Genomic DNA, 10,898 nt, shown 5'->3' with positions numbered 1-10,898 from the left:
CCGATTCCCGATTCCCGGCCTCTCTCAGGCCAGCCCGTATTCCTTGAGCTTCTTGCGCAGGGTGGCGCGGTGGATGCCCAGCAGTGCGGCGGCGCGGCTCTGGTTGCCTTCGCAATGGTTGAGCACTTCCACGAACAACGGGATCTCCATCTCGCGCAGCACGATCTCGTACACGTCGTCGGCGTCGCAGCCGTCGAGGTCGCGCAGGTAGCGGCGGACCGATTGCGCCACGTGTTCGCGCAGCGGCGGCTTCGGCGCGCCGCGACTGGAGTCAGGACGAGTGGTGGCGGCGTTCAAGTTCGACGGATCCCCGGATGACAGCGGCACCGGACGGCAGGAGGGCCGGCGCGGGGGGACGAGTCTAGCGCGTGGCCTGCGCCGCTGCCATGGCGTAGTGCCCGAACGCAGCGTTCTCAGTGGAAATCGAAACTGAATGCCGCCGTCTCGGCGGCCGGTTCGCGCACCTGGAACGCGATCTGTGCGCTCTGTCCCGGCGCCAGTGTGGCGCTGTCCGGCCGTGCGCGCCCCAGGTACTCCTGCGGGCGCAGCACGCGGCTGCCGATGGTGCGGCCGTCGGCGTCGGCCAGCGACAGTTGCAGCAGCGGCCAGGCCTGCGCCCAGCGCGCGTCGTTGCGGAAGGTCGCCTGCACCTGCAGGGTGCCGGCATGGCCGGGCAGCGGCCGCACCTCGCGGCTGAGCATGGTGAAGGCGGCCGGCTCGCGCCAGGCCGGCACGCTGCAGCGCAGGACCTGGCAGACCCCGGCCACCCACGGCCGCCAGCGCGGGTCGGCGCCCAGGCGCTGGCGATCGGCGATCAGGATCTGCAGCGCCAGCAGCAGGCCCAGCCCGGCCAGTGCGATCCACTGCCAGGGCGCGGCACGCAGCACCGGGCGGCGTTCGCGCGGGCCATGCAGGAAGCTGGGCGCGGCGGCGGACACTGGCGAGGTGGGGGCTATCGCGGGAGTCGCGACCGTGGCCGGTGCCGGTGCCGGATCCCTCGCCGACGCGGGCGCTGGCGGCAGCGCTTCCAGGTCGCCCGCGTCAGGTGCTGCGTCGCGTGCGGCGGTCTCTTCCTCGGCCGGCTTCACGTTCGCAGGCGCTGGTGAGACGCTCGACGCCACGGGCGGCGCTGCAGTGTCGGTCAGCGGCGTCGCGGGTGCCGACGTGTCACCGCCCGCCGCCGGCGCGACCGGGGTGTCGCCCTGTGTGGCGGACGGATCGGGCTGACGCAGCAAGGTGGCGAGGCTGGGGCGGGGCGGAGTGCGATCGGGCATGCGCGCGGGCGACGACGGCGAGAGCCGTATTCAAGCACGCGCCGGCGGGATCTGCAGTGCGCTGCCGGCGGATCGCGGCCTTTCTCAGCGCTGGACGCTCTACGGAGCGAGGGGCCCGCGGCGTACTCAGCGCGACTTGCGGGTGTCGAGCAGGTCGAGCAAGCCGGCGCGCTGACGCGGGCTCAGGCTGTCGAAGCGCTCCAGCAGGCGCAGTTGCTGGTCGGTGAACTGGTAGTGGTTGGGCAGCTCGCCGATGGCCGCGGCGTCCACCGCCATCGGTTCGCCGAACACGCGCTCGCCACGGCCGGTGGCCAGGTACTCGAAGTGCAGCCCGCTGCGGCGGGCCAGGGCGATCAGGTGCTCCAGCGCTGGCGCGGTGCCTTCGGCCATTTCCCACTGCGCCACGGCGCTGCGGGTCACGCCCAGGTCCAGCGCCAGGGCCTCCTGGGTGAGGCCGGTGAGCTTGCGCGCTTCGCGCACCCGTTCGTACAGCTTGCTGTTCACACGCACCTCCGCAGGGGAGGCGAGATATAGCCGCGCCGGCCGCCGCGCTTGGTTCGCAGCGCTGTCCATCAGTGAAATGTTAGCGATACTGTCCCTGGCGCAATGGGCCGGCTGGCCTTGAGGTGGACCACGCCCCGGCCTGGCCGTGCCCCGGTTCAGTCCCGGCGCACGCCGTCGATGCGCATCCAGTCGCCGTCCTGTTCGGTGCGCAGTTGGGCGAACCACGGGGCGTAGCGCTGCAGCAGCTCCTGTTCCTGGCCATGCAGGATGCCGGACAGGGCGATGCGCCCGCCCGGCGCCACGCGCGCGGCCAGGGTCGGCGCCAGCGCATCCAGCGCCGAGGCGAGGATGTTGGCCACCACCACCGGATAGGTGGCCGCCGGTTCGTCGGCAGGCAGGTACACGACCAGGCGCTCGCCCACCGCGTTGCGCTCGGCGTTGTCGTGGCTGGCCAGCAGCGCCTGCGGGTCGTTGTCCACGCCCACCGCGGCGGCGGCGCCCAGCTTCAGCGCGGCCAGCGCCAGGATTCCCGAGCCGCAGCCGAAATCGAGCACGCGCGCCTGCGCCAGGACGCCGTCGGTGGCCAGCGCATCCAGCCAGCGCAGGCACAGCGCGGTGGTCGGGTGGGTGCCGGAGCCGAACGCCAGGCCCGGGTCCAGGCGCACCACCGCGGCGTCGGCGCCGCTGGCGTCTTCGGGCAGCTCATGGTTCCACGGCACGATGAAGGTGCGCGCGCCGAAGCGCATCGGCTGGAACTGGTCCAGCCAGGCCCGTTCCCAGTCCTGGTCGTCGACCTTGCGGAAGGTGGCCTGGGTCCAGTCCAGCCCGGGGTCGAAGGCCTCCAGCGCAGCCAGCAACACCAGCGCATCCTGCTCCTCGGGGAACAGCGCGGTGAGCACCAGCGTGCCCCACAGCGGGGTTTCGCCCACGCCCGGTTCCAGGATCGCGCGTTCGTTGCTGGTGTCGGCGTCGGCATCGAGCAGGGTCACCGCCAGCGCGCCGACATCCTCCAGCGCGGTCTCGTAGCGGGGCTGGGTGGCGTCGGTGCAGCGCAGGGTCAGTTCGAGGAACGGCATCGGTCGATGGGGCAATCAGGGGAAGCGCGCATCTTAGACGGGCGGCGGGCTTCGCGCTGGAGACTGTCTTGCGGCGGAGCGGGGTACGGCACGCATTTCGGCCGGGTGCGAACCACGTCCAGCTGGCGCCGTTCGGAATGCGATACGTGCCGGCGGTACGCGGCGTCACGCTGGCCGCGCCGGGCCCAGCAATGCGTCCGGACGCTGCCGGGCCAGCACCGGCACTGCGATCTACACCGCGCCGCCCGTGGCGTCGTGCCGTTCGTCCGTGCCGCCGGTCCGCACGTCCATGCGCCGGGATCGCGGCATGCATTTGGCGCATGCCGCGGCCGTGGCCTGGGGTAGACTGCCGGCTCGCAGCGGCCGGGCGACAGGGGGTCCGGCTGCGCTTCTGCCCGTGGTCCGGCTCTTTCGCGCATGCCCGTCGTGTCCCGTCCAACCTGGCTGTTGCTGGCGCCCGCCGCGCTGTTGCTGGGCGTGGTCGCCTATCGCGCGCTGTCGCTGCCGGCTGCACCGGCGGCGTCCGTGCCGGCGAGCGTGGTGGCGGCCGACGCCTACCCCGCGTCCGCCACGCCGGCCACGGCGTCGCGCCAGGCGTCGGCGCCTGCGCGCCTGCGTGAGGAGAAGGAGGGCGAACACAGTGCCGACCTCTACCGCGCCGCGCAGCAACTGTCGATCGCCGCCGCGCACGGCGACCCCGAGGCGTCCTGGCGGCTCAGCCGCATCTACGACTACTGCGCCGGCTATGCGATGGACCCGGTCGGCTACGGGGCCGATACCCGCGCCATCGCCGACGCGCGCCTGCCGACCTCGGCGCAGATGGTGCAGGCGCGCGCCCGCGTCGGCCGCCGCTGCGCCGGCTTCGCGCCCGGCGACGGCCTGACCCGCCAGGCCATCGTCGCCCAGCGCGTGCAGGCCGCGCGCGGCGGCAACCTGGCCGCCGAAGCGGCGCTGCTGGCGCTGGGCCAGCCGTTGCATGCCGGCGCCGAGTACAAGCGCGATCTGGTCGCGCGGGTGCGCGCCTCCGGCGATCCCGATGCCTACGTGGCGCTGTCGCCGGCGATGGGCCTGGCCGCCAGCGGCGACGACAGCCTGGACGGGCGCGTGGCCGGCACTCAGTTTTCCGAATTGGCCTGGCAGTTGGCCGCCTGCAGGCTGGGATTGGATTGCGGCCCGGACAGCGAGCTGATGACCCGCTATTGCGCCAACGGCGGGATCTGCTCGCGCGACCCCACGCAGGACTTCAGCAGTTTTGTTTACGACGCCGCGGTGCCGCGGCAAGGCACGGACACGATGAACGACATGGTCAATCGACTGGTGGACAGCAAGGGAGCAGGCTCATGAATTACCGGCGATGGCTGCACGGCGCCAAATTCTGGTTCTGGGTCCTGGCCTTCGTCGCCTATTCGGCGGCGGCGGCGGGCCTGTTGCTGATCGACACCGCCGAGCAGCGCTACCGCGGCCTGTCCAAGGTCGAACTGACCACCGCGCACGCCGCGCCGGACGTGCGCCGCGCCGGCGCCGCGCAGGTGGCGGCGATCTACCGCGCCAACAGCGGCATGCCCTTCTCCACCCTGGCCCCGGGCAGCACCTTCCAGATCGTCTGGCCGGACGGCTCCACCGAAACGGTGATGATCGTCAGCCCGACCTCGAGCCTGGGCGCGGAGCCGGTGGCGGGGACCCAGCAGGGGAAGTAGCCGGGAGTGGGGAACCGGGAATGGGGAACCGCAAGAGCGGGTTCCCGGCCCCCTAATTGCACTGCGCGGTGGTTGTCGCAACGATGTCGGCGACGGGCGCCGACGCGCTGCATCGAAGCCATTCGCTCCGGCCTATTCGTTCCGCCTCGATCCTGTCGTGCTTAGGCGAACGCGCCAGCGAGATCGCGGCCTTCTCCGTCGAAAATCGGGAGCCGGCACTGCCGATTCCCGATTCCCGTTTCTCCATTCCCGGCTGTCAAACCAACGCAATCGACTTGTTCTTGCGCTCGGCCAGACGCTTTTCCAGGTAGTGGATGTTCTGGCCGCCGGCCTGGAAGCCCTTGTCGCGCATGATGCGCTGCTGCAGCGGGATGTTGGTCTTGATGCCGTCCACCACCATCTCGCTCAGCGCCACGCGCATGCGCGCGATCGCGGTCTCGCGGTCGGGGCCATGCACGATCAGCTTGCCGATCATCGAGTCGTAGTTCGGCGGCACCTTGTAGCCGCTGTAGATGTGCGTGTCCACGCGCACGCCGGGGCCGCCGGGCGGGTGGAAGCCGGTGATCAGGCCCGGGTTGGGCATGAAGGTTTCCGGGTCCTCGGCGTTGATGCGGCACTCGATCGCATGGCCGCGCAGGACGATGTCCTTCTGCTTGATGCTGAGCTTGTGCCCGGCGGCGATGCGCAGCTGCTCGCACACCAGGTCGATGCCGGTGATGCGCTCGGTGACCGGGTGCTCCACCTGGATGCGCGTGTTCATTTCGATGAAGTAGAAGCGCCCGTTCTCGAACAGGAACTCGAAGGTGCCGGCGCCGCGGTAGCCGATGCGGATGCAGGCGTCCACGCAGACCTTGCCGATCTCGTTGCGCAGTTCCTCGGTGATGCCCGGCGCCGGCGCTTCCTCCACCACCTTCTGGTGGCGGCGCTGCATCGAGCAGTCGCGCTCGCCCAGGTGGATGGCGCCGCCCTGGCCGTCGGCCAGCACCTGGATCTCCACGTGGCGCGGGTTCTCCAGGAACTTCTCCATGTACACCTGGTCGTTGCTGAAGGCGGCCTTGGCCTCGGACTTGGTGGTCTCGATGGCGGCCTTCAGCGCGGCCTCCGAATGCACCACGCGCATGCCGCGGCCGCCGCCGCCGCCGGCGGCCTTGATGATCACCGGGTAGCCGATCTCGCGGGCGATCTTGGTGTTGGCGACGATGTCCTCGCCCAGCGGGCCGCCCGAGCCGGGCACGCACGGCACGCCGGCGGCCTTCATCGCGCGGATCGCCTCGACCTTGTCGCCCATCAGGCGGATGGTGTCGGCCTTGGGCCCGATGAAGATGAAGCCGGACTGCTCCACGCGCTCGGCGAAGTCGGCGTTCTCCGACAGGAAGCCGTAGCCGGGGTGGATGGCCTGGGCGTCGGTGACCTCGGCGGCGGCGATCAGCGCCGGGATGTTGAGGTAGCTCTCCGAGGAGGGCGCCGGGCCGATGCACACCGACTCGTCGGCCATGGCCACGTGCTTGAGGTTGCGGTCCACGGTGGAATGCACCGCGACCGTGCGGATGCCTAGCGTATGGCACGCGCGCAGGATGCGCAGCGCGATTTCGCCGCGATTGGCGATGACGACTTTATCGAGCATGGGAAGGCCGGGAATTGGGAATGGAGAATCGGGAATGGAGGACGGCGTGCATCGTCAATCTCCGCGCTTGCTCAGAACATTCATCAATGCGGTCAGTTTGGCGAAGATCGTATCGATCAATCCGTCGAGTGCCGCGATGTCGGAGGTGTAGTCGAGCCGGCGCGCGATCTGCAGGTGCGTGCTGGCCTCGGACAGCGAGCCACGTGCGATCGACAGAAAACGCAGGTATTCGGGAGTGGAGCGGCGTGCCGCGCCTTCGGCGATGTTGGCGGGAATGCTGACCGCTGCGCGGCGCAGCTGCGCCGTCAGCCCGAAACGTTCCGTCGCCGGAAACGTCTCGGAGAGGCGGTAGATCATTTCCACCAGATCCATGGAGTCGCGCCAGACGTCGAGCCGCTCGTGCGGCCGCTTTGACGATTCCCCATTCTCCACTCCCGATTTCCGGCGTCTCAGCCAATCACAAACAACGGCTGATCGAACTCCACCGGCTGGCCGCTTTCGCCCAGGATCGCGACGATGGTGCCGGAGACGTCGGCTTCGATCGGGTTGAACATCTTCATCGCCTCGATGATCGCCAGGGTCTCGCCGGCCTTGACCGCCTGACCGACGCTGACGAAGGCCGGCTTGTCCGGGGCCGGCGAGGTGTAGAAGGTGCCGACCATCGGCGCGCGCAGCACGTGGCCCTCGGGCAGGGCGTTGCCGGGCTTGGCGCTGCCGCCGGTGGAAGCTTCGGTGGGCGAGCTCATCGGCATCGGCGCGGCGGCGGCCGGCGCGGCCGCGGGGGCGGCGGCCACGTACTGCGGTGCGCTGGCGGTCATGCCCTTTGGGGTGCGCGCCAGGCGCACGCTTTCCTCGCCTTCCTTGATCTCGATCTCGGCGAGATTCGATTCTTCCAGCAGGTCGATCAGTTTCTTGATTTTGCGGAGATCCATAACGGCCTCGTGAGGTGACTTTTGAAAAAGACCGGGCGCGCGGCCCGGGGACTCAGACGGGGGTATGCGGTGCCGATCGGGCGTGGGCGCGGCTCATGCGGCCGCTCCCAGCCGGGTCAGCGCCGCGTCCATCGCGTAGCGGTAGCTGTCGGCGCCGAAGCCGCAGACCACGCCGACCGCGTGGTCGCTGAAATAGCTGTGGTGGCGGAACGGCTCGCGGCTGTGCGGGTTGGACAGGTGGATCTCGATGAACGGGATCGCCACCGCCGCCAGCGCGTCGCGCAGCGCCACCGAGGTATGGGTGAAGGCCGCCGGGTTGATCAGGATGAAGGCGGTGCCGTCGCCGCGCGCGGCCTGCACCCGCTCCACCAGCACGTGCTCGGCGTTGGACTGCAGGCTCTCCAGCGCGTGGCCGGCGGCGCTGGCCTGGGCCTGCAGCGCGGCATCGATCTGCGCCAGGGTGGCATGGCCGTACACGCCCGGCTCGCGGGTGCCGAGCAGGTTGAGGTTGGGGCCATGCAGCAGCAGCAGTCGCGCCATCGGGAACAAAGCAGCGGAAAGGGCGGCAGTCTGCGCGAAGCCGGCATTGCTGTCCAGTTCGGCGAAGTTGCAGGTGTTTTAAGCGTTTGTTTGATTTTTCCGCGGACTTGCGTCGCGGTCTCTGTCGCCTAGATCGCGAGGAACCTTTGTCCGCAGTTTGTCGCCAACCTATGATGAACAATCGATGGCAAGCGCGCCAAAGGATGGGGGGACTCAATGACAGCCGCTAAGCCCGTACTGAAGATGGCTGAGTTGTTGATATTCCTGCGTTTTGTTTTCATAGGATTCGTGCTCGCCGAGGTAGGGCGAATTGCGTTTTACCTCGGCACAAGCTGCGCACTAGCCTGGCCCAATGTGTCTATTGGGGTATGGGCCGGAGGGGCATTTGTAGGCGCGGCTTTATGTTTGACTTACGTTGTACAACGAGGCGCACTCGCTACGGTAAGTCGAATGGTCCGCAGCCTACGTGTCGATCTCCTTGCAGCGACTGCGGTTGGCATCTGGGCCAACGGATTAATCTCCCCTTGGCTCGCTAAGGTTCACCTAGTATTCAAAACTGCGGATCCGCAATGGGCGCTGTTGATCTTATTTCTCCTTTTATTTTTATTGACTTCACCCTTGGTTAGGCAGCGCTTTCCGAGATCAAAGAAAAATGCTGAACAACTCTACTTCCTTGTGGACGAGGAAATCGGAAATGAACAAGATGATTTGCTCGCCAGTGAGGCACAAGCCAAGGCGTTCGCCGAAACTGTTCTTGAAAGCGGTGCGCATAAGGGTCTTGTTTTTGGCGTTGATGGTCCTTGGGGCGTAGGAAAGACAAGTTTTATCAATATGGCTGAACGCTATTGGGCTTCAGCCGAGAACAGAGTAATAGTGTGCCGATTCGAGCCTCTGCGATATTTGTCGGAGTCCGACTTGGCGGATCGCATGATCCGTGATCTTTCCAGCTCGATTCAACGACAGGTCTTTGCGCCTGAATTTCGGCCAGCTGCATCTCGGTATTCCCGCTTAATCAAAGGCAAAGCCGACTTTTCGTTTCTTGGATTTAAGCTTTCGCTGGAGCCGGGTCAAGAGACTGTCGAGGAACTACTCGAGGACATCGATGAAGTACTCAAGCGAATAGACCATCGTGTGATCATCGTCATAGATGACTTGGATCGCTTGGACTCGAAGACCATAAACAGCATCTTGTTTGCCACTCGGCGAACATTTAAGCTTTCCCAGGCGACCTATGTCCTTTGTTATGACACCGAGATACTTGCTGGAAGCAAAGAGGAAGACTCTAGGGCGAGGGAGTTTCTTGAGAAATTCGTAACCGTCAAGTTAAGCCTGTTTGTCGATAGCTCTAGAATCCGAGACTTCCTACGCCGGGATTGGCAGCGCGAAGAAAATTGGCTTGTTTCAGTTCCCTCCGATACCATGCTGAAGCTCGGTTCTGTACTGAATGAGCTGGCCAATATTCTCGATAGCGATTTGGCAGCGGCTTACATGCCTCTCGTTGGTGACCTGCGTAAAGTAAAGCGGTTTATCAACGCAATGCTGCTTATGCAGATTGAGAAGAGTGACTTAGGTCGGACGGACTTTGATAAACGCGACCTAATCAATCTCATGCTTCTGCACTTGAACTATCCGGGGTTATTCAGGCGGATTTATGCCGAAGAGACGGAGGGGCGTAAGGGGGCCTTCTCAGTGCGCCGTGAGTACGACGAGCGAAAATATAAAAACACTGTCGAATTCTCAAGCCTGGTAAGTCGTGACTCCGGAACGTCTATCTTCTTACTTCGGCAGCTTTTTGATGTTGAATCCTTGCGGATTGGCGATATTGGCAGCATTGATGAAAACTTTTTGGCGTCAAGGGCATGTTTCAATCATGATTCATTTCGGAATCTGGAGAAGTATCTCAAGCTAATTGTACGATTTTCTAGGCCTGAGCCACGCGAGACCTTTGTTCTGTACCAGGAGGCTGTGGGAAAGGTTCGGAGAGGTGCTGATATTGTTTCAATTTTAGAGTCGCCAGAATTCAATCTTGGATCCGGAGACCGTGCGCATGATCAGTTCTGGAGGGTGCTTGTAAATCAGTCTCACGACTTAACCAGTCCTGTTGCAGAAGATGCTATCACAACCTTGGTTAGTTATCTTCCTAGATATTCTTCGATAGAGAATGAAGATCGTGGGCTACGACCGAGGTCGGTTTATTCCCTGCTTCGACTCCTGGATCGTGCTGGTTGGGGAAGGACGCTTGGTCGGCGGCGCCCCAACTCTGCAGAAAACATCGTGGAAATTGCGTGGCGGATCTTTGGTGAGAACCTTCATCAGGGAAAGGGTCTACTTCAACGCATCGTCAACGGTGACCGTGGCGTTCTTGGCTGGAACGACCTAATGCTATTTAGGCTCCAGTGCTCTGCAGATCGCCAAGGGCAACTCCATAATCTGCATTCTGCGCTCTTAATTCATCAGAATCCAAAGGCGTCAACAACTGGTTATATCGCGAACAACACAGTGGTGGGAATGAGGCGATTATCGCAAGAGGTGTTTGCGCTATTTAAAAGTGCCTACATTGCATCGCGACGGAACTTCTACTCTGAAGTCGACGATTTGGTGGATGAGGCGCTTCTCGGTGATGCGTCGAATTATATTCGAGAGCAGATTCTAGGTCGAAGTGAATCAGTGCCAGGTGTTACTCTTCTTTCACAGAAATCTTCATCGGCACGTTATGTTATCAAGTCATTTGTGATTTATCAGTTGAGCAACTCACTTCCTCCAAATGGTTCGGGTGTTGGTTGTGGGTTTTATGATGAATCAGGGGAGGTCGATCGCAGTGGCATAGCGAGGCTTATGAACGACTACGTTTTTGGTTTTTGCTTTAGTCCTGCTGTCGAAGAGGATAATGTTTTTTATTTTCTCGATCACTGCCTTTCGCACCTGACAAATTCCTTCCTTTCTGGAGATAATGAGGATGGCTACTCTGCGACCAAGAACGGCATTCTTGGTGGTTTTGATGCAAAGGAGATGGGGCTCTATTGGATTACAAACCGCGATCTTATTCGCCGAAAAGCCTTGCAAGTACAAGGGCGTCTAGTAATGACGAGTAATTATATAGCCTCATACAAGGACGATTTGCCTAGTGTCTTTGCCGCACTCGATGATTTGGTGTGCGAAGCGGTTGCAGAAGATGGAGAATCTAGAGGAACTGTATGAGCCGCGCTTGCTCCGCGGCTAGGCTTTGCGCCACCGACGTGCGGTATCTTGGC

General features: G+C 64.0%; 11 protein-coding genes. 3 read left to right on the top strand and 8 right to left on the bottom strand.

Translation table 11 applies throughout. The features are described from left to right. Positions 1-24 precede the first annotated feature (24 nt). From fis to prmA, 4 genes are all read right to left on the bottom strand, one after another. Entirely contained in the window at positions 25-297 is a 273-nt protein-coding gene (gene fis / locus CEK66_RS09335) for a DNA-binding transcriptional regulator Fis (RefSeq protein WP_010343856.1), read from the bottom strand. Positions 298-413: 116 nt separating this feature from the next. After that, complete coding sequence (locus CEK66_RS09330; RefSeq protein WP_226978552.1) at positions 414-938, bottom strand: DUF3426 domain-containing protein; 525 nt, start codon at positions 936-938, stop codon at positions 414-416. Positions 939-1,400: 462 nt separating this feature from the next. Next, complete coding sequence (locus CEK66_RS09325; protein ID WP_152236728.1) at positions 1,401-1,847, bottom strand: helix-turn-helix domain-containing protein; 447 nt, start codon at positions 1,845-1,847, stop codon at positions 1,401-1,403. Between the two features lie 86 nt (positions 1,848-1,933). Continuing rightward, positions 1,934-2,854 (bottom strand): 50S ribosomal protein L11 methyltransferase, encoded by a 921-nt coding sequence (gene prmA, locus CEK66_RS09320; protein WP_152236727.1) that lies wholly within the window; start codon positions 2,852-2,854, stop codon positions 1,934-1,936. Between the two features lie 417 nt (positions 2,855-3,271). Between prmA and CEK66_RS09315 the strand changes: the two genes are divergently transcribed. After that, a complete protein-coding gene (locus tag CEK66_RS09315; protein ID WP_152236726.1) occupies positions 3,272-4,198 on the top strand; it encodes a hypothetical protein in 927 nt (308 codons plus the stop codon). Further along, positions 4,195-4,551, top strand: a complete 357-nt coding sequence (locus CEK66_RS09310; RefSeq protein ID WP_152236725.1) for a hypothetical protein — start codon at positions 4,195-4,197, stop codon at positions 4,549-4,551. Before CEK66_RS09315 ends, CEK66_RS09310 begins: the two co-directional genes overlap by 4 nt. 256 nt (positions 4,552-4,807) lie before the next feature. Here the strand turns inward: CEK66_RS09310 and accC are convergent, their stop codons facing one another. The 4 genes from accC to aroQ form a co-directional block, all read right to left on the bottom strand. Then, positions 4,808-6,175 carry an acetyl-CoA carboxylase biotin carboxylase subunit gene (gene accC / locus CEK66_RS09305; RefSeq protein WP_017911501.1) on the bottom strand — a complete coding sequence of 456 codons (1,368 nt, stop codon included), beginning with the start codon at positions 6,173-6,175 and terminating at the stop codon, positions 4,808-4,810. Between the two features lie 54 nt (positions 6,176-6,229). Then, positions 6,230-6,607: a four helix bundle protein gene (locus CEK66_RS09300; RefSeq protein WP_026143397.1), complete on the bottom strand. Its 378-nt coding sequence runs from the start codon at positions 6,605-6,607 to the stop codon at positions 6,230-6,232. A gap of 17 nt (positions 6,608-6,624) precedes the next feature. After that, positions 6,625-7,107, bottom strand: coding sequence for an acetyl-CoA carboxylase biotin carboxyl carrier protein (gene accB, locus CEK66_RS09295; RefSeq protein WP_148827977.1), 483 nt, complete (start codon positions 7,105-7,107; stop codon positions 6,625-6,627). Between the two features lie 93 nt (positions 7,108-7,200). After that, positions 7,201-7,647: a type II 3-dehydroquinate dehydratase gene (aroQ, locus tag CEK66_RS09290; protein ID WP_010343847.1), complete on the bottom strand. Its 447-nt coding sequence runs from the start codon at positions 7,645-7,647 to the stop codon at positions 7,201-7,203. A 216-nt stretch (positions 7,648-7,863) separates the two neighbouring features. Between aroQ and CEK66_RS09285 the strand changes: the two genes are divergently transcribed. Further along, positions 7,864-10,845, top strand: a complete 2,982-nt coding sequence (locus CEK66_RS09285; RefSeq protein ID WP_152236724.1) for a KAP family NTPase — start codon at positions 7,864-7,866, stop codon at positions 10,843-10,845. The last annotated feature ends 53 nt before the right edge of the window (positions 10,846-10,898 follow it).

It is taken from the genome of Xanthomonas sp. LMG 12460 (genome assembly GCF_009192895.1).
GTDB lineage: Bacteria > Pseudomonadota > Gammaproteobacteria > Xanthomonadales > Xanthomonadaceae > Xanthomonas_A > Xanthomonas_A sontii.
Note: the sequence above shows the minus strand (reverse complement) of the source record. Positions and strands in the feature narration are given on the sequence as shown.

Excerpts from the sequence above, each read along its gene's own strand:
- CEK66_RS09325 (WP_152236728.1), bottom strand. The coding sequence starts at position 1,847 with ATGGACAGCGCTGCGAACCAAGCGCGGCGGCCGGCGCGGCTATATCTC.
- prmA (WP_152236727.1), bottom strand. The coding sequence starts at position 2,854 with ATGCCGTTCCTCGAACTGACCCTGCGCTGCACCGACGCCACCCAGCCC.
- CEK66_RS09315 (WP_152236726.1), top strand. The coding sequence starts at position 3,272 with ATGCCCGTCGTGTCCCGTCCAACCTGGCTGTTGCTGGCGCCCGCCGCG.
- CEK66_RS09310 (WP_152236725.1), top strand. The coding sequence starts at position 4,195 with ATGAATTACCGGCGATGGCTGCACGGCGCCAAATTCTGGTTCTGGGTC.
- accC (WP_017911501.1), bottom strand. The coding sequence starts at position 6,175 with ATGCTCGATAAAGTCGTCATCGCCAATCGCGGCGAAATCGCGCTGCGC.
- accB (WP_148827977.1), bottom strand. The coding sequence starts at position 7,107 with ATGGATCTCCGCAAAATCAAGAAACTGATCGACCTGCTGGAAGAATCG.
- aroQ (WP_010343847.1), bottom strand. The coding sequence starts at position 7,647 with ATGGCGCGACTGCTGCTGCTGCATGGCCCCAACCTCAACCTGCTCGGC.
- CEK66_RS09285 (WP_152236724.1), top strand. The coding sequence starts at position 7,864 with ATGACAGCCGCTAAGCCCGTACTGAAGATGGCTGAGTTGTTGATATTC.